Annotated in this window: 18 protein-coding genes; 13 read left to right on the top strand and 5 right to left on the bottom strand. The window is 75.1% G+C overall.

The window, feature by feature from the left end; translation table 11 throughout:
- The first annotated feature begins 227 nt into the window (after positions 1-227).
- Positions 228-704 carry an Lrp/AsnC family transcriptional regulator gene (locus G6W55_RS06505; protein WP_175519819.1) on the top strand — a complete coding sequence of 159 codons (477 nt, stop codon included), beginning with the start codon at positions 228-230 and terminating at the stop codon, positions 702-704.
- Between the two features lie 21 nt (positions 705-725).
- On the opposite strand, the gene G6W55_RS06500 is transcribed toward G6W55_RS06505, so the two are convergent.
- Positions 726-1,580 (bottom strand): LysR family substrate-binding domain-containing protein, encoded by an 855-nt coding sequence (locus G6W55_RS06500; RefSeq protein WP_175519818.1) that lies wholly within the window; start codon positions 1,578-1,580, stop codon positions 726-728.
- A gap of 58 nt (positions 1,581-1,638) precedes the next feature.
- Between G6W55_RS06500 and G6W55_RS06495 the strand changes: the two genes are divergently transcribed.
- Positions 1,639-2,031 carry a DUF5997 family protein gene (locus G6W55_RS06495; RefSeq protein ID WP_175519817.1) on the top strand — a complete coding sequence of 131 codons (393 nt, stop codon included), beginning with the start codon at positions 1,639-1,641 and terminating at the stop codon, positions 2,029-2,031.
- Positions 2,032-2,051: 20 nt separating this feature from the next.
- On the opposite strand, the gene G6W55_RS06490 is transcribed toward G6W55_RS06495, so the two are convergent.
- A complete protein-coding gene (locus G6W55_RS06490; RefSeq protein WP_175519967.1) occupies positions 2,052-2,861 on the bottom strand; it encodes a DMT family transporter in 810 nt (269 codons plus the stop codon).
- A 144-nt stretch (positions 2,862-3,005) separates the two neighbouring features.
- Here G6W55_RS06490 and G6W55_RS06485 point away from each other — a divergent pair, with 144 nt between their 5' ends.
- The 11 genes from G6W55_RS06485 (at position 3,006) to G6W55_RS06435 (ending at position 18,263) form a co-directional block, all read left to right on the top strand.
- On the top strand, positions 3,006-3,884 hold the full coding sequence (locus G6W55_RS06485) for a LysR family transcriptional regulator (protein WP_254876129.1): 879 nt from the start codon (positions 3,006-3,008) through the stop codon (positions 3,882-3,884).
- A gap of 135 nt (positions 3,885-4,019) precedes the next feature.
- The gene (locus tag G6W55_RS06480) at positions 4,020-4,409 is read left to right on the top strand and encodes a cold-shock protein (protein WP_030786851.1); all 390 of its coding nucleotides are present in this window, start codon (positions 4,020-4,022) and stop codon (positions 4,407-4,409) included.
- Positions 4,410-4,466: 57 nt separating this feature from the next.
- On the top strand, positions 4,467-5,030 hold the full coding sequence (locus tag G6W55_RS06475) for an MBL fold metallo-hydrolase (protein WP_175519816.1): 564 nt from the start codon (positions 4,467-4,469) through the stop codon (positions 5,028-5,030).
- An 88-nt stretch (positions 5,031-5,118) separates the two neighbouring features.
- Positions 5,119-5,973, top strand: a complete 855-nt coding sequence (locus tag G6W55_RS06470; protein WP_175519815.1) for a DUF4132 domain-containing protein — start codon at positions 5,119-5,121, stop codon at positions 5,971-5,973.
- Complete coding sequence (locus G6W55_RS06465; RefSeq protein ID WP_175519814.1) at positions 5,970-11,045, top strand: hypothetical protein; 5,076 nt, start codon at positions 5,970-5,972, stop codon at positions 11,043-11,045. Before G6W55_RS06470 ends, G6W55_RS06465 begins: the two co-directional genes overlap by 4 nt.
- Positions 11,046-11,165: 120 nt before the next feature.
- Positions 11,166-11,705, top strand: coding sequence for a DinB family protein (locus G6W55_RS06460; protein ID WP_175519813.1), 540 nt, complete (start codon positions 11,166-11,168; stop codon positions 11,703-11,705).
- A 145-nt stretch (positions 11,706-11,850) separates the two neighbouring features.
- Positions 11,851-13,296 (top strand): hypothetical protein, encoded by a 1,446-nt coding sequence (locus tag G6W55_RS06455; RefSeq protein WP_175519812.1) that lies wholly within the window; start codon positions 11,851-11,853, stop codon positions 13,294-13,296.
- A gap of 121 nt (positions 13,297-13,417) precedes the next feature.
- A complete protein-coding gene (locus G6W55_RS06450; protein ID WP_175519811.1) occupies positions 13,418-14,650 on the top strand; it encodes a MoxR family ATPase in 1,233 nt (410 codons plus the stop codon).
- Positions 14,647-15,882: a VWA-like domain-containing protein gene (locus tag G6W55_RS06445; protein ID WP_175519810.1), complete on the top strand. Its 1,236-nt coding sequence runs from the start codon at positions 14,647-14,649 to the stop codon at positions 15,880-15,882. Before G6W55_RS06450 ends, G6W55_RS06445 begins: the two co-directional genes overlap by 4 nt.
- A gap of 106 nt (positions 15,883-15,988) precedes the next feature.
- A complete protein-coding gene (locus tag G6W55_RS06440; RefSeq protein ID WP_175519809.1) occupies positions 15,989-17,833 on the top strand; it encodes a glycoside hydrolase family 15 protein in 1,845 nt (614 codons plus the stop codon).
- A 16-nt stretch (positions 17,834-17,849) separates the two neighbouring features.
- A complete protein-coding gene (locus G6W55_RS06435) occupies positions 17,850-18,263 on the top strand; it encodes a cytidine deaminase (RefSeq protein ID WP_175519808.1) in 414 nt (137 codons plus the stop codon).
- A gap of 44 nt (positions 18,264-18,307) precedes the next feature.
- Here the strand turns inward: G6W55_RS06435 and G6W55_RS06430 are convergent, their stop codons facing one another.
- The 3 genes from G6W55_RS06430 to G6W55_RS06420 all read right to left on the bottom strand — a co-directional run bounded on the left by G6W55_RS06430 (position 18,308) and on the right by G6W55_RS06420 (position 22,199).
- The gene (locus G6W55_RS06430; protein ID WP_375372437.1) at positions 18,308-19,411 is read right to left on the bottom strand and encodes a substrate-binding domain-containing protein; all 1,104 of its coding nucleotides are present in this window, start codon (positions 19,409-19,411) and stop codon (positions 18,308-18,310) included.
- 200 nt (positions 19,412-19,611) lie between these two features.
- Positions 19,612-20,646, bottom strand: coding sequence for an ABC transporter permease (locus tag G6W55_RS06425; RefSeq protein ID WP_175519807.1), 1,035 nt, complete (start codon positions 20,644-20,646; stop codon positions 19,612-19,614).
- Entirely contained in the window at positions 20,643-22,199 is a 1,557-nt protein-coding gene (locus G6W55_RS06420; protein ID WP_254876128.1) for a sugar ABC transporter ATP-binding protein, read from the bottom strand. Before G6W55_RS06420 ends, G6W55_RS06425 begins: the two co-directional genes overlap by 4 nt.
- Positions 22,200-22,232 lie beyond the last annotated feature (33 nt).

Below are 22,232 nucleotides of genomic sequence, written 5' to 3'. Positions count from 1 at the left end.
GCCATTGACGCGTCTATCTCAACACCTGGACGGATGATGGTTCAAACGCCCTCGCGATCGCTGGACCAATGGCCCAGGCGAAACGGTCACGCGATGGCCGTCCGCGGACCAACGGACCAGCCGACGGACCCCCGCGTCGGATGCGCCGCCTTAGAGTCGTTGACGATCACAAAAGCCGGTGACGCTCCCGCACGGACACCGGCACGGACACGAGGAGGACGGGCGCCATGGCCGTCGACGAACTCGACACCCGCATCCTGCGGCTGCTGCTGGAGCAGCCGCGCACCAGCGTGCGGGAGTACGCCCGGGTCCTCGGGGTCGCGCGCGGCACCCTCCAGGCCCGGCTCGACCGGCTGGAGCGCAACGGGGTCATCACCGGGACCGCTCCGGCCCTCTCCCCCGCCGCGCTCGGCCACCCGGTGCTCGCGTTCGTGCACATCGAGGTCACCCAGGGCCATCTCGACGACGTGGGCGACGCGCTGGCCGCCGTACCGGAGATCGTGGAGGCGTTCTCGATCACCGGCGGGGGCGATCTCCTCACCCGGGTCGTGGCGCGCGACAACGCCCATCTGGAGGACGTCATCCAGAAGCTGATCAGCCTGCCGGGCGTGGTCCGCACCCGGACGGAGGTGGCCCTGCGGGAGCGGGTGCCGCACCGGCTGCTGCCGTTGGTGGAGTCGATCGGACGGGCCGCAGGGCGGTAGCCCTCGGCCGCGCGCCGCGGGCTATGAGCGGCGGCGGGGCTTGCCGCCGCCCGTGGCGCGCCGGGCGCCGCCGCCCTTGGCACCGCCGGACCGCGCGCCCCCGGTCTTGGCGCCCCCGGCCCGCGTACCCCCGGACCTGGTGCCGCCGGCCTTGGCGCCGCCGCTCCTCCCGGACCCGCCGCCGCTCTTCGCCCCGCCGCCGCCCTTGGCGCCCCCCGTGCGTCCGCGACCGCCGCCGTCCCCGTCCCGCGCCTCCGCCGGGGTCTGCCGGCCGCGGGTGCTGTTGACCGTGCGGCCGCGGACGATGCCGATGAAGTCCTCGACCCGGTCGGTGGTCGCCTCCTCCGGCCAGGACAGCGCGATGCTCGACTGCGGGGCGTCCACGACCGTGCGATAGGTGAGGTCACGGCGGTGGTGGAGCCGGGCCAGCGACTGCGGGACGACCAGGACGCCGATGTTCGCCGCGACGAGTTCGACGGCGTCCGCCGTGGTCGCCGGGCGCTCGAAGGCGGCTTCTCCGGGCGGCTCCGCCCAGCCGATGACGTCGTCCAGGGGGTGCAGGACCACCTCGTCGGCAAGGTCGTCGAGGGTGATCTCCTCGGCCGCGGTGATCACATGGTCCTTGGGGACCACGACGACCGTCGTCTCGGTGTAGAGGGGGATCGCGCTGAACACCGTACGGTCGACCGGGAGGCGGACGAAAGCCGCGTCGGCCGCGCCGTCGCGCAGGGCGTCGGCGGCCCCGGCCGGGGTGACCTGGAGCAGGGTGAGCGGGATGCCGGGCAGGCGCTCCTCCCAGATCCGCACCCACTTGGCGGGCGTCACTCCGGGAACGTACGCGAGCCGGAACGAGGGGGAATCCGCCGAGTCGGTCATCCCGCCAGGCTACCGGCTGTGGTCGGAGGTCCCGCCGACGGCCGATACCCTGGACCGTATGAAGTCGCACGCCACCGCCCAGACGATGAAGCCCGCCACCGCGGCGAAGAAGCTGGGTGTGTACCTCCCCGCCACGCCCGCCGAGTTCCAGGAGGGCGTGGTCTCGCGCGCCGAGCTGAACGAGCTCCAGGCGAACCCGCCCGAGTGGCTGCGGACCCTGCGCGAGACCGGCCCGCACCCCCGTCCGGTGGTCGCCGCCAAGCTGGGCGTGTCCATCGCGGGCCTGGCCCGGGGCGGGGTGACGGAGGCGCTGACCACCGAGCAGATCGACGCGCTCAAGGACGCCGCGCCGGAGTGGCTCACCAAGGAGCGGGCGACCCAGGCCGAGGTCCGCAAGGAGACGGCCCGCATCAAGAAGCGCGACGCGGAGCGCGCGGCCGCCGAGAACTGATCCCGGTCCGGTGATTCCCCTCAGCGAGCACGGCTCGGTACCGCCACGCTGAGCGCGTTCGCGCAGACGACGGCCCCGATCGCCGCCCAGTCGACGAGTCCGAGCCGCTGGCCGAGACCGACCCGGCCGACCAGCGCCGCCAGCACCGGATTGACGCTCATGAACAGCCCGAAGGCCGCCGGGGGCACGCTGCGCAGAGTGACCAGGTCGGCGAGGTAGGGCACCGCGGAGGACAGCACCCCGGCGGCGACCGCGTAGCCGACGGCCGCCGCGGTGGGCGGCTCCCGCACCACCACGGCCAGCCCGACCGGCAGGAACGCCAGCGCCGAGACCGCCGCGGCCGCCGCCGGACCCTGCACACCGGGCAGCCGGCGGCCGACGGTCCGGTTGAGCAGGATGTACGACGCCCAGCACCCGGCCGCCAGCAGCCCGAGGCCCATGCCCAGGTAGTCGGCGGCGGGCTGCGGGCGCATCAGCGTGACGGCGCCCGCCCCGGCGATCACCGCGCAGCAGGCGTCGATCCGGCGGCGCGCGGCGGCCAGCGCGATGCCCAGCGGGCCGAGGAACTCCAGGGTGACGGCCAGCCCCAGGCCGATCCGGTCGACGGCCGTGTAGAGGGACAGGTTCATGGTCCCGAAGACCAGCGCGAGCAGCAGGACCGGGCCCCACTGGCGGCGGGTGAACGACCAGGGGCGGGGACGGGCGACGGCGCACAGCACGACCGCGGCCACGTACTGGCGGACCGCGACGACCCCCGTGGGGCCGAGGACCGGGAAGGCGAGGGAGCCGATCGCGGCGCCCGTCTGGTTGGACAGCCCGCTGCCGGCCATGGTGGCGATCCCGACGGCACGCCGGCGCTCCGGCGAAGGGACGGTGGGCGCGGGAACGGCGGCGGCGGAGGTCACGCCCCGGATGCTCCACCCCGCGCGGCCTTGCGCAAAATGCATGCACGGTGCCGTCTATACGCTGGACGCATGGATGCTCCGGGTACGGCGAGTACGGGTGTGGAACTGCGCCAGCTCCGCTGTCTGGTGGCGATCGTCGACGAGGGCGGCTTCACCGACGCCGCCGCCGTGCTCGGCGTCTCCCAGGCGGCCGTCTCCCGCACCCTGGCCGCGCTCGAACAGGCCCTGGGCGTCAGGCTGTTGCGGCGGACCTCGCGGATGGTGACGCCGACCGCGACGGGGCTGCGGGTGGTGGCGCACGCGCGCCGGGTGCTCGGCGAGGTGGACGCGCTGGTGCGGGAGGCCGCCTCGGGGCACACCCGGCTGCGCATCGGATACGCGTGGTCGGCGCTCGGCCGGCACACCCTCGCCTTCCAGCGCCGGTGGGCGGTGGAGCGGCCGGAGACGGAGCTTCAGCTCGTGCGGGTGAACTCCGCGAGCGCCGGACTCGCCGAGGGCGCCTGCGACTTGGCGGTGGTGCGCCGGGCGCCGTCCGACCGGCGGTTCGGCTCGGCGATCGTGGGCCTGGAACGGCGGCTGTGCGCGCTCGCCTCCGACGATCCGCTGGCCCGGCGCCGCTCGGTGCGGCTCGCCGACCTCGGCGAGCGCACCCTGCTGATCGACCGCAGGACCGGGACGACCACCCTCGATCTGTGGCCGCCGGACGCGCGGCCCGCCACCGAGGAGACGCACGACGTCGACGACTGGCTCACCGTCATCGCCACCGGCCGCGGTGTCGGGGTGACCGCCGAGTCGACGGCCCACCAGTACCCGCGGCCCGGGGTCGTCTACCGGCCGGTGCGGGACGCCGAGCCGGTCGCCGTCCGTCTGCTGTGGTGGCGCGACGATCCGCACCCGGCCGTCCAGGACGTGCTGGAACTGCTCACGGGGCTGTACCGGGAGGGGTGAAGGCGGAGGAGCCGGAGGGGCGAAGGCGGAGGAGCGGGAGGGGTGAAGGCGGAGGAGTCGCCCTCGCGCGGCCGGTTTGACTACGATCGGCACAGGTTCACCGACGTGGGTGTTTCGAGGTTGCTGGGGGTTGGGATGGTTGCCGGTCGTGTGGTGCGCTTCGACAGTCAGCGTGGTTACGGGTTCATCGCGCCCGACGACGGCGGGGAGGATGTCTTCCTGCACGTCAACGACATGCTGATGCCCGAGTCGCAGGTGCGGCGGGGCATCGTGGTGGAGTTCGAGATCGAGGACGGCGAGCGGGGTCCGAAGGCGTCCGGTGTGCGCCTCGCGCGCGGGGCGGACGGCAAGCCGCTGGCCGCCGACGACGACGTGCTGTGCGATGTGCTCAGCACGGAGGAGTTCACGCGGGACGTCACGGAGGCGCTGCTGTCGGCGGCGCCCTCGCTCACGGGCGAGCAGATCGTCCAGGTGCGCGGCGGGCTCGCGCAGTTCGCCAAGAACCACGGCTGGGTCGAGGGCTGACCTCGCCGCACACCCGAGACGGCCGTGACGGCCGCGCGCGGCCGTTAGGGTGCCCGGATGGCAGCGATCTTCCGCACCCTGACCGCGGGGTACGTCGGCCCGCGCACCGCGAGCACGGTGAGTCTCGTACGCGACGGTGACACGGTGGTCGTCGTGGATCCCGGCATGGTCGCGGACCGGAAGCTGATCCTCGACCCGCTGGCCGCCGAGGGCGTGGCCCCGGACCGGGTGACGGACGTGGTGTTCAGCCACCACCACCCCGATCACACGCTCAACGCCGCGCTGTTCCCGGCCGCCAGGTTCCACGACCACTGGGCGATCTACCAGGACGACCTGTGGACCGACCGGCCCGCCGACGGCTTCCGGCTGTCGCCGTCGATCCGGCTGGCGGCCACGCCCGGGCACACACCGGAGGACATCAGCACGCTGGTCGACACCGCCGAGGGCCTGGTCGTGTTCACCCACCTGTGGTGGGACGCGGCGGGCCCGGTGGAGGACCCGTACGCCACGGACCCCGAGGCGCTGCACGCCTCCCGCGCCAGGATCCTGGGCCTCTCCCCCGCCCTGATCGTCCCCGGGCACGGCAGCCCCTTCGCACCGGACGCGGGGACGCCGGCCTAGCCCGGGAAGTGCCGTCCGATCCGTCCGTTGTCAGTGGCCTGATCTACAGTTCCGGTCACTTGATCAGTGCGGGTGCGGGGAGGCACACATGGGGTGGGTGTCGGCCGGCGACTACGAAGTCGCCCTCGACGACGGCAAGGTGGTGTGCCGCAACGCGGCCGGGCGGCGGCTGAAGTCCGTGCCGTCCAAGCTCGCCGACCATCCCGCGGTGGTGGGGCTGCGGCAGCTCACGGAGTGGCTGGAACGGCACGAACGGCAGTGCCTGGCCGATGTGGAGCGGTGGATGGTGCGCTCGCTGCCGGTGCCGTTCGCCGTCGTCGTGGGCGTGTGGGCCGACCCGGCCTGGCAGGCCGCCCTGCGCGATCTCGTCGTCACCGGGGCCGACGGCGAGGTGGCCGGTTTCCTGCGGGACGCCGACCCCGAGCGCGGTCTCGGCCTGGTCGACCTCGACGGCGACAGCGTGCGCATCACCCCGGACCTCGTCCGGCTGCCGCACCCGGTCCTCCTCGAAGACCTGGAGGAACTCCGCGAGTTCGCCGCCGAACTCGAGGTGACGCAGCGCGCCCGGCAGCTCTTCCGTGAGGTGTGGCACCGGCCCGCCACGCTCGACGCCGGGGCCGACTCCGTCGAGGAGTACGCGGGCGGCAGGTTCAAGGAACAGCGGTTCCTGCACGGCCGGGCGTCCCAGCTCGGCTACCGCGTGCGCGGCGGCAACGCCGTCTGCTCCGTCCTGGAGGACGACCGCACCGTCGAAGCGCGTGTCTGGGTCGGCGACTACGAGGGCTACGAGGAGTCCGAGACCGGCCCGCTGGTGTTCACGGACGACGCGGGTCGGGTGCTGAAGCTCGGTCAGATCGGGCCGGTGGCCTGGTCGGAGGGCATGCGCATGGCGGCCGCGCTGTACGCGGGACGCGACATCGAGGACGAGGAGCGGGCGGCATGACCACGTACGACGACACCACGGCCGACCGCCGCACCGGCTACGACGACGGCACGGCCGCCGTGCTTCTCGACGCGGGCGCGATCCTGCCCCTCGGCGGCACCGGCCGCGAGGACGCCGACACGCTCACCGTCCGCACGTACACGCATCCGGCGCTGGGCGAGCGGGCCGTCGTCCGGCTGGTGCCGGGCACCCTCGGCGAGGCGGAGGACCTGGCGCTGGACTTCCTCGGCCTGGCCCGCACCCCGGACACCCCCGAGGTGGGCCAGGTGCGCAAGGAGGCGCTCGGCTTCCCCGCGTGGGCGCTGGTCAACGACCCGGCGAACGGCCATCACGCGCTGGCGCTGGTCCGCGACATCGAGCGGCTGGCGCGGCAGGCCAAGTCCCGGCCCGGGATCGCCAAGGAGGGTTTCGAGGAGCTGGGCACCCGGCTCGGCCGGGCGGTGCCGCACTTCCTGCCCACCTTCTACGAGCAGGCCGCCCGTGTCTTCCTCCAGCACGAGAACACCACGTACGCCGCGGCGTTCTTCGGCAAGGCCCGCGAGGCCGAGCGGGTGCACGCGCTGACCGTGGACGAGGAGCGCCAGCGGGCGGTGTTCCTGGAGTTCGCGTTCGCCGGGGCGCTGACGGTCAAGGCGCTCCGGGAGCACGTCAAGGCGCTCACGGTCCGGCTCGACCCCGCCTCGGCCTGGGCGCAGTTCCGGCAGCTCACCGTGGAGCGCTGCGCGGCCGGGATGCCGCCGTACGCCTCGCTACCGCAGGACGCGCGCGGGCTGATCAGGGCGACCGGGCTCGACCGGGTCACCGAGGAGTGCGCACTGGTCGCCGACCTGCTGGCCTCGCCGGCCGCGGTGCGGGCCCCGGCCTCCTTCTGGAACACCTACCGGGCGACGCTCGCCGTCCTCGCCGAACGGCGGCCCGAGGTGCGCCGCCGGCTGCTGGACATCATGCCGGCCGGGCTGGGCCGGACCGTCGAGGACGACGAGTTCTGGCTCGCGCTGCTCGCGGAGTGCGGCGCCGACCTGCTGCTCACCGGCGAGGCGGGGGCGGCGGCCGACGGCGTCGACGCCGCTGACTGGCTGACCCGGTGGGCGCTGCACCGCAAGCACAACGGCAATCTGTGCGGCCGTTCCCCGGCGACGCTCGCGCTGGTGGCGCGGATGGCGCCGCGGCTGCGCGCGCTGGGCCGGCCGGTCGATCTCGTCACGGGCCGCTGGCACGCGGGCGCCGACCTCGATCTGCTCGACCTGTGCGTGGCCGAGGGCGTCCCGCTCGTCCGGCCGCGCGAGAACCAGGTGGTGTTCCTGGGCCTGGACCGCTGGCTGCGCGACACCCGGCCGGGCCGCCGCGATCTGACGGCCTCGGCGGCGTCCCCGTGGGCCCGGCCCCTGCTGCACGCCGAGATCGGCACCCAGGGCCGGCAGCGGCCGCACCGGGACACCCTGGAGGGCCTGGCCGCCCACCCCGCCCTCGGCGATGTCCTGCGCACCTGGCTGGAGGAGGCGGCCGGAGAACTGTCCGCCGCCGTCGGACTGCCCGCCGCGCGGGCCGCGCTGGAGCGGCTGCGCCCGTTCCGTTCGGTCGCCCCGCAAGTCGCCCCGGCCGCCGTCGCCCGGGTCGCCGCCCACGAGGCGGCCCCGCTCCTCGGGCGCACCCTGCGGGCGGGCATCCCGGACGAGCTGGGCTGGCCGGCGCTGGAGGAGGCGATGCGCCGGATCAAGGACGAGACCAAGCCCGACCGCGACGAGGGCGGCGCGCCGCACGTCACCGAGGCATGGCCCGCGCTGATCGTCTCCCGCGGGCACAAGGTGTTCGTGGTCGGCCCGGCGGAGATCCTGCTCGACCACGACCTGCGGCTGCCCGTGACCCCGGACCGGCAGCGCCCGGCGTTCCGCTACGCGGACGGCCAACTGCTGGTGATGTGGCGTCAGGGAAACCAGCAGTTCGGCTACTGGTCGGGCCGGCCGGCCGAGGTGTTCCCGCTGGGCGGCGAACAGCTCCCGCACTACTGGTACGGCCGCGGCGACGCGGGCTCCCCCTCGATCCCGCTGCCCGGCGGCGGCCGCGCCACCGGCGGGCGCACCCTGTACGCGGGCGACACCGCCCTGCCCGCCCGCCGGCCCGTGCTGGGCGACGGCACCACGTACTGGCGCCAGGGCAGGCAGGGCCGGCAGCAGGTGTGGACGGAGTACGACCCGGCGACCGGCGCCCAGGGGCGGGCCTCACTGCCCGCGTTCCTGCGGGACGGCGACCGCGCGGACGCGCCGCTGCTCCCGGCGCACTGCGAGGTGCTGCCGCTCCAGCCCGGCCTGGAGAACAGCCCGTTCGGCACGGACGGCACGATCCTCGGCCGCTGGGTGCGCAGCGACGACACGCACACCCTCGCCGGGACCCCGGACGGCCGGACGGTCACCCTGCCGACCGGCGGCCCCGTCCCGGGCATCGCGCTGGGCGCGCTGCGGCTGCCCGGCGGCGCCGAGCCCGTGGTGGCCGCCGTGCGCCGGCAGCTCGTCCTGTACGCGGCGGACGACACGTCGGCCGCCGGGGAGCTGGGCGCGGTCACGCCGATGGAGCGCGGCGGCGAGTTCGCGGCGGGTACGCCGTTCGTGCCGCCCGTCGCGTTCTGGCACGCGCTGCGGCCGCGCGACGAACGGTCGTCGGCCGCGCTGCGCGCGCTGACCGACGAGCGGGCGGCCGCACTGGTGCGCGCCGCCGCCGAGGCCCTGGCGGAGCGGCAGGCGCGGATCGCGGCGGCCGGGAAGACCACGGCGGGCACGGACGCGTCGGGCACCGGCGCGGGCGCCGAGCCGACCGTGCCGGCCGTACCGACCGCCGACGAGGTGCTCCGGGACCTGGTGGCCCGGGAGCTGCCCGAGCTGCGCGACCGGCGGCTCGTCGCCGGGGTCGCCTCGCTGCTGCGCGCGGTGCTGCGGCTCGTCCAGTCGACGGCGGACTTCGTCGCGCCGCCGCCGGCCGCGACCCCCCGGACCGAACGGCCCCACACCGACGGGGTGTTCGCCATGTACAAGCCCGAGCACGGCGACGACCTGACCCTGCGCGAGGCCACCGGCGGGCTCGCCGACCACCGCTACGGCTGGTACGGCGGCCAGCAGCGCTGGAGCGCGCTCCAGCAGATCCGGGCCGTCAACCACGTCCTGTCCGGGCACCCGGCCGACAGCAGGCCGCTGGAGCAGCGGTGCCGGGACACCGGTGTCGAGGAGGGCTGGCGCAGCGAGGAGTTCAGGATCCCGGGCATCGCCTCGGTGTGGCCGTCGCTGCTGGACGTGCTGCGGCCGCTGGCCTACCGCGCCGCGTCCCCGACCGTGACCGACACGCACCGCGAGGCCCTGCTCCTGCTGTGCGAGTCGATCGCGGCGGGGCCCCTGGCGGCGCCCGGGGGCGCGCTGCGCGAGGTCGTGCTGAGCGAGCCGTACGACAACCGAGGGAAGCCGGAGCGGGTGGGGCAGGTGCTGCGCCGGGCGGGCCGTACGGTCGTCGTGCTCGGCTGCCAGAACCTCGACTCGCGCCATCTGCGGGTGCACTGGCTGGCCCTGGACCACGATCCGTCCGGTGTCTTCGGGGCGGTCGCCCACTTCGCGCTGGAGCGGGAGGCGGCGCATCCGGCGGCGTACCCCGCCGAGGCGCTGACGGCCCTGGTCCGGCTGGTGCGGGACAAGGGCGCGGTGCCCTGGCGGCCGGAGGCACTGGAGGCGCTCATCGCCGCGGCCGGCGGCGGGCTCGGCCCGGTCCAGGCGGCCCTGCTCCTCGCGGGGCGCCCGGCTCAGCTCACCGCCGAGGTGGGCGCGGCCACCGGGCTGAAGCCGCGTCAGAAGGAGTTCGGTGACGGTCTGCTGTCCTCCCTGCCGGCCGGTGACACGGCGGCGCTGGTCGGCGCCCTGCTGCCGGACGACCCGGAGCTGCTGTGGACGGCCGGTCCCGACGTCGACGCGGCCGGCCGGGTGTGGGCCGAGCGGCTCGGCGGGATCGTCCGGCTGCCCGAGGACCTCGTCGCCGACCTGTCCCTCGGCGGGCTGCCCACCGGTTCCGTCGAGGAGGTCCTCAACCCGGGGCGCACCCCGTGGATCAGCCGCACCACCGTCCAGCGGGACCGCGACGGCCATCTGGTCGCGGAGGACCCGAAGGCGCTGCCCGGCCGCTACGACCTGCCCCGCGCCGTCGCCGCCCTGGCGCAGCTCGCCTACTCCCTGCCGTACGGCCATCCGCTGCGGGCCCTGCTGCCGGAGGGGCTGGCCGCGCTGCGCCGCCGTGTCGCGGACCCGGGGCTGCTGATCGATCCGGACGTGGCGTTCACGGCGAAGGGGTCGTCGACCGCCGCCGAACTGCGCACGGCGTACGGGCTGCCCGCCGCCGGCGGTGCGGACGCGGACGGGACGACACCCGTCGGCGGCGCGCTGGCGCTGCGGCCCTGGTACGGCAGTCAGGAGACCGTCCTGGTCCGGACGGGCGCGCTCGACGGCCCGGACGACCCGGTGTTCGCCCTCCTGGAGGGGCTCGTCGGACCGGCCCGGGGCCAGGGGATGCGCGCCCTGCGGACGCTGCTGGCCGACGAGCTGCCCCGCGCGCTCGCGGCCGGTACCGGGCCCGAGGCCCCCGCCGGGTACGCGCAGGACCCGGCGTTCTCGGTGCCCGAACTGGTCGCCGAGGTCGCCGGGGAGCACGGGCTGAGCGAGGACGCGGCGGCGCTCTACCTCCAGTTGCTGGCCCTGCCCGATCCGACGGACCGCAACTGCGTCCGCTGGAGCGGCTGGCGGCCCGCCCGCGCGAAGAAGGCGCGTGCCGAACTCGCGGCGACCGCGCTGGTGGTGGAGGCCAAGCGGCCGCGCGCCGGGCGCACCCTGTTCCTGCCGTGCGGCTGGCTGGACCGGAAGGCGCCCATGCTGCCGGTGGAGATCTGGAAGCAGGGCCTCTACCCGGTCGACGGCCACGCGCGTGCCGTTCCGCTCGTACCGGTGCCCGAGGTGTTCGCCCGGGCCTGGGAGCGGGTCCGGTCCGGCGACGCGCCCGCGTACGAGGAACTGACCACCGCCGCCACCCGCCGGGGGCGCCGCCGATGACCGCCGCGCGACACGTCCGGAACCGGTGCGCTTCCGCCTTCCGTATAGGTCAGGATCTGACCTCTTTCGCTCCTACTGTGGGTCTCGACCTCGGAACGGCACTCACGGAAGAAGAGGACCATGAGCGACTCCACCCCCCTCGGCCAGACCGTCACCGGCGAGCGCGCGGACCTGCTGGCGGCGCTGGCCAAGCAGCGGCACTTCCTGCGGTTCACCACCCGCGACCTCACCGACGAGCAGGCCGGGCAGCGGACCACGGCCAGCGAGCTGTGTCTCGGCGGTCTGATCAAGCATGTGGCCGGGACGGAGCGCGGGTGGGCGGAGTTCATCGTCGAGGGCCCGTCGGCGATGGGTGACTTCGACTCGATGACCGAGGCCGACTTCGCCGCGCGGATCGACGAGTTCAAGATGCTGCCCGGCGAGACCCTCGCCGGGGTGCTCAAGGAGTACGACGAGGTGGCCGCCCGCACGGACGAGCTGGTCGCCTCGCTGCCCAGCCTGGACGCCGACCACCCGCTGCCGGCCGCGCCGTGGTTCGAGCCGGGCGCACGCTGGTCGGCCCGCCGGGTGCTGCTGCACATCATCGCCGAGACCGCCCAGCACGCCGGTCACGCCGACATCATCCGGGAGTCCCTGGACGGGGCGAAGAGCATGGGCTGAGCGGCACCCGATCCTGACGGGGCCCGTCGGTCCGCCGCAGCCGGAAAAGGCGTGGCGGTCCGGCGGGCCCCGTCGTTACGATCACCGCGATGACACTTCACCCCGTTGACGGATGGGGGGACTCGTCCGCGCAAGGTGAGTGCTGATGCCCCTTCAGCAGCTCACTCGGCCGCTCACCCGGCCCGCGACCGACGATTCCCGACTTCTTCTGTGGCTGCGCGTGCGCGAGTTCGCCGTGCCGGCCTCCATGATCGAGACCGCGACGGCCCGGCGTCTGACCGGTGACTGGGCGGGCGCCTGCGCGGCGGCCGCCGTGGACGTCGATCTCCCGTTGCGTTCCGTGGCACGCCGGTACGGCCGGGAGCGGGCGGAGCGGATCCGGTCCGATCTCCGCCATCTCGCTCCCGACCTGCTGCGCTGGCACCTGCCGAGGATCGCCCCCGACGGGCTCCTGCGGCCGGGCCTGACCATCCCCCTCGCCCACTACGACCCACCGGACGACGACGGCGGACCGCCCCTGCGTCTCGTGGTGCGCACGCCACCGAGCGGGGCGGACGCCGCACAGCGCGTCGGCCTGGGGCTGTGGGAGGGGCCGGGGCCGGGCTCCCAGGGACCCGGGCTTGAGGGCCTCGGCTTTGGGGGCACCGGCGGTCGCCATCCGCATCCGCTGCCCAGCCGGCGCTTCCGCCTCGATCTGCACCGCCATCTGTGGGACGCCCGCAGGACGGACGAGCTGCGGCCCCGCTCGGGCGCGGACCTGCCGCCCGGCACGGAGGCTCCCGCTACGGCACCGCGGGACGCGGTGGACCGGTGGGCGGCCGAGGCACGGCTCCTGCTGCGGTCGGACCGGGCGGGCGGGACACCCGGCCGCCCTCACCCCCGTACCGTCGTCGTACGGCTCGGCCGACGGCACCGTCTGGCTCTGGACGTGGAGCCGCGCCCGGTCATCGGGCCGCTGCCCGCCGACGCCGCCGCGTCCGGGCTGCCGTTGCTGCCCGACGCCTCGACCTGGGTGCCGCCCGACCTGGAGCTGCTGCGCGCCGGGCTGATCGACGCCGGCCGGCTGCATCCGCTGGTCGCCGCCGCATTGGCGCCCGGCCACGGGCCACCCTCGCCCGGCGCCGGTCCCGCACCGCCTCCGGGCCTGACGGGGCAGCCCCGGATCGTCGAGTGCCGGGGCGCCCGGCACCGGATCGCCCTGGTGGACGGGGTGCTGGCCGCCCTGGACCACGATCCGGCCGAGATCCGGCGCGAGGAGCTGCTGGCCGCGCTGACCGGCACGCCCCTGCCCTGTCTGCGGTTCATCGACGAGGCGCACCGCCGCCCCGACTGCCTGCCCGACGTCCGTGAACGCCTCCGGCACGGCGATGTCGCCGGTGCGCTGGCCGTCGTCGAGGGTCTGCTGGGCCCCGACGCCGTCCTGCGCGGCGGTCCGCTGCGCGAGGCGCTGGAGACGGCCGCGCGGGGACGGATCGCGTACGGCCTGTTCCGGGCGGGTCTGACCGAGCGGAGACCCGCCCCGCCCCTCATCACGACGAGCGGCCGGGGCCGGGCGAGGCGCTCGCGCCCTCGGCACGCCACCTTCTCCTGACCGTTCCTCCCTTTCCCTCTCCCTCCTCTTCTTCCCTCTCCTCCTCCGGTGTCCCTTCGCGGTGCGGGCGTGTCCGCCTGCCCTGCCGGGACCCGGACACGCACCCCGAAGGTGATCCCACATGACCATGTACGCCCCGTCCCCCACTCCCCAACTCGACGTCGCCGCCGACCTGTTGGCCCTGTTGCGCGACTCGACCACCGAATCGCGCCCCGACGTCCAGTTGGAGGCGCTGACCCTGGCGGTCGCCGCCGATCTCCCGGTGCTCCTGTGGGGCGAGCCGGGCATCGGCAAGACCGCCGCCCTCACCCAGCTCGCCACGGAGCTGGAGCTGCCGCTGACCACGGTGATCGCCAGCGTGCACGAGCCGTCCGACTTCTCCGGTCTGCCGGTCGTCGGCGACGACCCCGCCGAGCAGGGCGTTCCGATGGCCCCGCCGGAGTGGGCGGTACGGCTGGTGCGGGCCGGGCGGGGGCTGCTGTTCCTGGACGAGCTGTCCACCGCGCCGCCCGCCGTGCAGGCCGCGCTGCTCCGCCTGGTGCTGGAGCGGCGGATCGGCTCCCTGCGGCTGCCGCCCGGCGTACGGATCGTGGCCGCCGCCAATCCGCGGTCCTCGGCGGCCGACGGCTGGGAGCTGAGCCCGCCCCTGGCCAACCGGTTCGTCCATCTGCACTGGGCCCACGACCACGAGGTCGTCGTCCGCGGACTCGGCGGCGTCTGGCCGCGTGCCACCCTGCCCCGGCTGGACCCGGACCGGCTGCCGGAGGCCGTGGACTTCGCGCGGCGCGCGGTGTGCGGGCTGCTCGCCGCCCGGCCCACGCTGGTGCACCGGCTGCCCAGTGCCGAGACCCGCCGGGGCGGGCCCTGGCCGTCGCCCCGGAGCTGGGACATGACGCTGTCCCTGATCGCGTTCGCGACGGCGGCCGGTTCGTCCCGCGAGGTGCTGTCGATGCTGGTGCGGGGCACGGTCGGGGACGGTCCGGGGCTGGAGCTGCTGGCGAGCGTGGACCGGATGGACCTGCCGGACCCCGAGTCGGTGCTCGCCGACCCGGCGGGGGCGGAGCTGCCCGAGCGCGGGGATCTGCGCCAGGCCGTCCTGGACGGTGTGGTGGCGGCGGTGCGGGGCCGCCCGGACCGGGCGCGCTGGGACGCGGCGTGGGCGGTGCTGGTGCGGGCGCTGGAGACGGGCGCCCCGGACCTGGTCGTCGTCCCCGCGACCACCCTCGCCTCGCTGCGGCGGGAGGACTGGGACGTCCCCGAGTCGATCGAACGGCTCGCCGGTGTGGTGACGCTGTCCCGGCACGCGGACCAGGCGGCGGCGCGCACCGCGAGCCGCGCGAAGGCGGGCCGATGACCGAGGAGCGGCCCGCGCTGGACCTGGACAAGCTCTTCGCCGCGCGCCTGCACGCCGCGCGGGCCCGCCCCTATCTGGCGACGGCGTTGTTCGCCCTGCACACCGTGGCGTCACGGCAGGTGCCGACGATGGCCGTCGACCGGCACTGGCGGTGCTACGTCTCCCCCGGCTTCGTGGACCGCACGCCCGTGGAGGAACTCGCCGGGGTGTGGGTGCACGAGGTGTCCCATCTGCTGCGCGACCACCACGGGCGCAGCGAGCGGGTCGCGCGCGAACGCGGTCTGACCGGGCCGGCCGAGCGGCTGCGCATGAACATCGCCGCGGACTGCGAGATCAACGACGACGCGTTCGGCGAAGGGCTGCTGCGTCCGCCGGGCGCGGTCGTGCCCGGCCTGCTGAAACTGGCCGCGGGCAAGCTGATGGAGGACTACCTGCGCGAGTTCCGGCTCGGTCCGCACACACAGGGCCTGGCGTGGCTGGACTGCGGCAGCGGCGCCGACGGGCGCGAGCGGGAGTGGGACCTGGGCCCGGACGGGGCGCACGGGCTGAGCGCGCAGGAGCGGGACGCGGTGCGGTTCCGGGTGGCGCAGGGCATCAAGGCGCGGCCGGGCAGCACACCGCAGGGGTGGCAGCGGTGGGCGGAGGAGGCGTTCCATCCGCCGCAGCCGTGGCGGGAGCTGCTGGGCGCGGCGGTGCGCTCGGCGGCCTCCGGGCCCGGTGCGGGCGAGGACTACACGTACGGCCGTCCGTCGCGGCGCTCGACGTCGGTGCCCGGTGCCGTGCTGCCGAGCCTGCGGCGCAGACCGCCGCGGGTCTGCGTGGTCGTCGACACCTCCGCGTCGGTGAGCGACGCCGAGCTGGGCGGCGCGCTCCTGGAGATCGCGGCGATCTCCCGGGCCGTGGGCGGGCGGCGGGACCTGGTGAGCGTGGTGTCGTGCGACGCGGCGGCGCGGACGGTGCATCCGCTGTGCCGGGGCGAGGGCATCGCGCTGGTGGGAGGCGGCGGCACGGATCTGCGGTCCGGATTCACGGCGGCGCTGCGCTCCCGGCCCCGGCCGGACGTGGTCGTGGCGCTCACCGACGGGCAGACCCCGTGGCCAAGCACGCCGCCGCCGTGCCGGACGGTGGTCGGTCTGTTCCCCCGGGACTCGTCGTCGTATCACCACGAGGACGATCCGGACTACGAGCCGGAGACACCGCCGGCCTGGGCGCGGGTGGTGGAGATCGGCTAGATCCCAGGGGGACGTGGGACCGCGTTCCCTGAGCCGCCGTCCGCACTCAGCTCTAGGCTGGAGGTCTCGCCGGTGCGGGAGACCGGGACCGGCCAGGGAGGTCTCGATGACGGACGCATCGAACAACGGCCGGACAGCCGGTGCGCCCCGGGACGGGCGCTGTCTCCCGGTCGCCGAGCACGGGCTGATCGGTGATCTGCGCAGTGTGGCCCTGGTGGGGACGGACGGCACGATCGACTGGTACTGCTGCCCCGCGTTCGACTCGCCGAGCGTCTTCGGCGCGATCCTGGACGCCGAGCGCGGCGGTTCCTTCGCGCTGGCGGCGGCCGTCCCGGGCCGGACCAAGCAGTTCTACTTCCCCGACACCAACGTGCTGATCACCCGGTTCTTCACCGAGGACGGGGTGGGCGAGGTGCAGGACTTCATGCCGCTGGACGGCGGTCCCGGCGACGCGGACCGGCACCGGCTGATCCGGCGGGTGCTGTGCGTGCGCGGCACGGTCCCCTTCACGGCCCGGGTGGCCCCGCGGTTCGACTACGGCGCGCAGCCGCACACCCTGCGCGTCGAGGACGACGTGGCGGTCTTCGCCTCCGCCGGGCTGACCCTGGCGCTGACCGCGACGGTCCCCGTGGAGGCCGAAGGGGCAGACGTGCGCGCCGAGTTCAAGCTCGCCGAGGGCGAGTCGGCGGTGTTCGCGCTGGACCGGGTCGGCGGCGAGGTGACGCCCCGCCGGTGCGCGCGCACCGAGGCGGAGGAGCAGTTCGCGGCCACGGTGTCGTACTGGCGGCGCTGGCTGTCGGCCTCCCGGTACCGGGGGCGCTGGCGGGAGATGGTGCACCGCTCGGCCCTCACCCTCAAGCTGCTGACGTACGCGCCGACCGGGGCGATCGTCGCCGCGCCGACCACGAGTCTGCCCGAGGAGCTGGGCGGGGAGCGGAACTGGGACTACCGGTATGTGTGGGTGCGGGACGCGGCGTTCTGCGTCTACGCGCTGCTGCGGCTGGGCTTCTCCGGTGAGGCCGAGGCGTTCATGGAGTTCGTGACCCGGCACATCGCGCCGGGCGACGGCAAACCGTCGGGACCGTTGCAGATCATGTACGGCATCGACGGCCGCACGGACCTGTCGGAGAGCGAACTCACCCATCTGGAGGGGCACCGGGGGTCGGCACCGGTCCGGGTCGGCAACGCGGCGGCCGATCAGCTCCAACTGGACATCTACGGCGCGCTGATCGACTCGATCTACCTGTACGACAAGTGGGCCAAGCCGGTGTCCAGCGCTCAGTGGGACGACGTGTGCGCGCTGGTCGACTGGGTGTGCGAGCACTGGGACCAGCCCGACGAGGGCGTGTGGGAGACCCGGGGCGGCCGCCGCAACTTCCTGTACTCGCGGCTGATGTGCTGGGTGGCGATCGAGCGGGCGGTGCGGATGGCGAACCGGCGCGGTCTGCCCGCCGATCTGCCGCGCTGGCAGGCCGCCCGCGACCGGATCTACCGGCGGATCCACAGCCGGGGCTGGTCGCCGGAGCGCGGGGCGTTCGTGCAGCACGAGGACGGGGACGTGCTGGACGCGGCGGTGCTGATGATGCCGCTGGCCAAGTTCATCGCCCCGACCGACCCCAAGTGGCTGTCCACGCTGGACGCGCTCACCCGCGAGCTGGTGTCGGACTCCCTGGTCTACCGCTACGACCCGCGCGCCAGCCCCGACGGGCTGCGCGGCGACGAGGGCACGTTCTCCATCTGCTCCTTCTGGTACGTGGAGGCCCTGGTGCACGCCGGCCGGCTGGACGAAGCCCGGCTGGCCTTCGAGAAGATGCTCACCTACGCCAACCATCTCGGCCTGTACGCCGAGGAGATCAGCCACACCGGCGAACAACAGGGCAATTTCCCGCAGGCGTTCACCCATCTCTCCCTGATCAGCGCGGCGTTCAATCTGGACCGCGCCCTGGGCTGACCGGTAGGCAGGGAGGATGACCGTGCAGAACCACCCCGTCGACCGCGAACTCGTCGAGGCCGCGGCCCACGTGGCCCGCACGCGCTGCCGCGGCGACCACCACACCATGGCGGCCGCGGGCCGCGCCCCGGACGGCCGGATCGTCACCGCGGTGAACGCCTACCACTTCACCGGAGGCCCCTGCGCCGAACTGGTCCTCATCGGTACGGCGGCCGCGCAGGGCGTCTACGAACTGGACACGATCGTCGCCGTGGGCGACCGCGACCGGGGAGTCGTACCCCCGTGCGGCCGGTGCCGGCAGGTCCTCCTCGACTACTTCCCCGGCGTCGAGGTGATCGTGGGCGAGGGCGACGGCATTCGGGCGGTGCCGGTCGCCGAGCTGCTGCCCGCGAGCTATGTGTGGGCCGACCACCAGCTCGACACCGAGTGACGGGACGGGGCCGCGTACCCGGTGGCGGGGCGGTCGGCGTCCCGTCATCGGCTCCAGATCGCGCGGTACGCCTCGCGGTAGCCCGGCGGGTCCCAGGTGGTGGCGCCCTCGCTGTTGGCGGCGGTGGTGATGTGCACCGGGGCCGCGTACCCGGTGGCGGGGCGGCCGGCGAAGGCCCGGTTGAACTCGTCGACGATCTGCCACCCCTGCTGGGACAGCGGTTCGGGCACGGTCGCCTGCTGGTACTGCTCGCTGCCGATGCGCTGGAAGGCGGACGGATCGCCGTCCCCGGCCCCGATGTTGTACGGCGGCCCGGTGCCCTGCTCACCGGCCGCGCGGAAGGCGGGCGCGGCGTCGGCGAAGTACAGGTCGTTGATGGCCACGGAGTGCGTCCAGGCGTCGCCGAACCGGGCGAGGAGGGCGGAGATCTCGCGCGGGGTGCGGCTGCTCGCGTCCGGGATCGGGATGTTCTCGTAGGCGAGGATCCGCACCCCGGGGCAGGTGGCGAGCGCGGCGCGGATCAGCTCGGACTTGTTCCGGGCGAACGGGATCGAGGCGTCGGTGATGATCACGGCGCCAGCCCGGCCGCCGGACTCCGCGATGACCCACTGCGCGCTGATCCGGGCCACGTCCTCGACGCGCGTGGTGACGTTGGTGAAGAGCGGGGGCCGGCCGCTGGGGCCGGGGGCGGCGACCGCGTGCCAGCCGACGAGGGGGATGCCCAGCTCACCGGCCCGGGCGACCTGCCGTGACGTGGCGTCGGGGTCGAACCCGCCGATGACGATGCCCGACGGTCTGAGGGCCACGGCCTCGCTCATCGCGGCCTGGATCCCGGCGGGCGTGCCCCCGCCGTCGATGACCCGGACGGTCCATCCGACGACCCGCGCGGCCTGCCGCACACCGTCGGCGGCGCCCGCGACGCCGGGGTTGGTCATGGTCTGGGCGACGTAGACGAGCGTCCGGCCGGACACGGCTGCCGGGCCGGTGGTCGGTCCGTCCCAGGGCGCGTCGGTGGCCTCGGCCGTGGTGACGGCGGCGGCCGCCCGGGCCTGTACGGCGGGACAGCCGGCCCCGCCCGAGACGGTGTCGTCGGGATCCCGGGAGGACCCGCGTTCGCACCCGGCCAGCAGGGCGGCGGAGGCCAGCAGGACGCAGGAGGCGAGCCGCGCGGCGCGGGCGGGGGCGCGGGCGGGGGCGGGGGCGCCTGGAGGGTGACCGGGCACAGGGGCCTCCCTGGGGGACGGTGGAACAGCGGGCGGCGGTGCGGCGATGGGACGGTGTGCGGCGGACCGTGCGGGACGGACGGCAGGCGGCAGGCGTCCGGCGCCCGTCCCGCGAGGCGGCAGGGTCAGGGCGGGGACGGCGGGACGGCGGCAGCCCCTCCCCCCTCCGGTTCCCTCCCGCCGCGCAGTCGGCGGCGCGCCTCGTACCCGGCCAGGCCGACGGCGAGCAGCAGGGTGCCGCCGTAGAACAGCGGGACCGTCCAGAACTCGCCGCCCAGTTGGCCGATGCCGGTGAGGCCGACGGCCAGGACGGCGACCGCCACGACCGTGCCGAGGGCGTTCGGCCGGCCCGGTCTGATCGCCGTGGCGCCGAGGAGGGCGCCGACGAAGGCGGGCAGCAGATAGTCGAGGCCGACGCTCGGGTTGCCGATCTGCTGCTGGGCGGCGAGCAGTACACCGGCGCAGCCCACGATCAGCCCCGAGGCGGTGAACGCATACACCGTGCAGGCACGGACGCCGATGCCGACGAGTTCGGCGGCGCGCGGGTTGGAGCCGACGACGTACAGATACCGGCCGAGCGGGAGCCGCTCCAGGACCACCCAGAGCGCGGCGGCGAGGACGAGCACGTAGAAGGCGGGGACCGGGAGGCCGAGGAAGGTGGAGTCGTAGAGGTCGGTGAAGGCGGGCGGCAGGCCCCCGGGGCCGGGGACGATCCGGCCGCCGTCGGTGACCCATCCGCTGACCGCGTACATCATGCTGCCGGTGCCGAGGGTGGCGATGAAGGAGTCGATCCGGCCGAAGACGACGACGATCCCGTTGAGGACGCCCACCAGCGCGCCGCCCGCGATCACGGTGAGGCAGGCCAGCGGCCAGGGCCAGCCCTCCTCGACGATGAGCTGGAGCACCATCACATGGGCCAGGCCGAGCCCGTAGCCGATGGAGAGGTCGAAGGCGCCGGTCACGACGGGGACGGTCGCGGCGAGCGCGAGGACGGCCGGGATGGACTGGTTGGACAGGATCGAGTCGACGGTGTCCAGGGTGGGGAAGGTGCGGGGCAGGGCGAGCGAGAAGACCAGGACGAGCAGGACGGTGAGGGCGAGCAGCCCGTACGCGCCGATCCAGTGCACACCGGGGCGGCGCGGGCGCGGGGTGGCCGTCATGGGCGGGTCCCGGTCGCGGTGCCGGTCCCGGTCGCGGGTCCGGGGAGGGCGGAGGCGGCCCGGGTGAGCGCGGCGGCCGTGAGGGCCGGTCCGCTCAGCTCGGCGGTGACCGATCCGCGCACCAGGACCAGGGCGCGGCGGCAGACGCTCGCGACCTCCTCGGCGTCGGTGGAGACCAGCAGGACGGCGAGGCCCTGGGCGAGCGCCTCGTCCAGCAGCCGGTGGAGGGCGGCCTTGGCGCCGACGTCGACGCCCGCGGTCGGTTCCTCCAGGACCAGCAGGCGTGGGCCCACCCGCAGCCGGCGTCCGATCATGACCTTCTGCTGGTTCCCGCCGGACAGGGTGGCGAGGACGGCCTCGCCGTCGTCCGGCCGCACCGCGAAGCGTGCGATCAGCCGGGCGGCCTCGGCGCGTTCCCGGCGGGGCCGGATCCAGTGCGGCGCGGACCCGTCGGCGGTCCGGGGCACGGCGAGGAGGTTCTCCCGTACGGTCAAGCTGGCGAGGCAGCCTTCGCGCAGCCGGTCGGCGGGGACCAGGCCGACACCGCGCGCCACGGCCTCGGCCACCGTGCGGGGGCGGTAGGGGCTGCCGTCGAGGAGGACCCCGCCGTCGAGCGGCGGCCGGGCGCCGGCCAGGGCGCGGCCCAGTGCGGCGTGTCCGGCGCCGGTGAGACCGACCAGCCCCAGCGCCTCCCCCGCCCGCAGTTCCAGGCTCACCGGCCCGACGCCGGGGGCGTGGGCGGCGTCGAGCGCGAGGACGACCGGCCCGGTGCGGCCCGCGGTGCCCGGGGGGACCGTCGTGGGCTGCTCCTCGCCGACGATGTCGTGCACCAGGCGGGCGGGGCTGTGGCCGGCCAGCGGGCCGTGGCCGACGAGCCGGCCGTCGCGCAGGACGGCGAAGGTGTCGGCGACCCGGTACACCTCGTCCAGGCGGTGGCTGACGTAGAGGAGGGCGTGGCCGCGGTCGCGCAGGGTGTGCAGGACGTCGAAGAGGCGGGCGCAGTCGGCAGCGGGGAGCCGGGCGGTCGGCTCGTCCAGGACGAGGAGCTTCGCGTCGGCCGCGAGGGCCCGGGCGATGGCGACCTGCGCGCGTTCGGCGGGGGCGAGCCGGGCGATCGGGGTGTCCGGGTCCAGGCCGGCCGCGACGGTCCGCAGGGCGTCGGCGCAGCGCTCGCGGGTCCGCCGCCAGGAGATCAGTCCGGCGCGGCGCGGGTATCCGGTGCCCAGGGCGATGTTCTCGGCGACCGTCATCCACTCCACGAGGCCGAGGTCCTGGTGGATGAACGCCATGGCGCGGGTCGCGGCGTGACTGCCGAGCGGGTGGCCGTCGACCGTGACCTCGCCGGTGTCGGCGCGGTGGACACCGGCGAGGACCTTGATGAGGGTGGACTTGCCGGCCCCGTTGGGCCCGAGGAGGGCGAGGACGCCGCCCGCGCGAACGTCGAGGTCGACGCCGTCCAGGGCGACGGTCCCGCCGAACCGCTTGCCGAGCCCGCGGACGCTCAGCACGGAGTGCGCCGTGGGCGGGTCGGGATCTTCGTGTCGTTTTGACATTGTTTGTGACATTACGTGCCCTCGCGTACGACA

Source organism: Streptomyces sp. CAI-85, assembly GCF_013363615.1.
GTDB lineage: Bacteria > Actinomycetota > Actinomycetes > Streptomycetales > Streptomycetaceae > Streptomyces > Streptomyces antibioticus_B.
The sequence above is the reverse complement of the archived record's forward strand: the minus strand, read 5'-3'. Positions and strand labels throughout refer to the sequence as shown.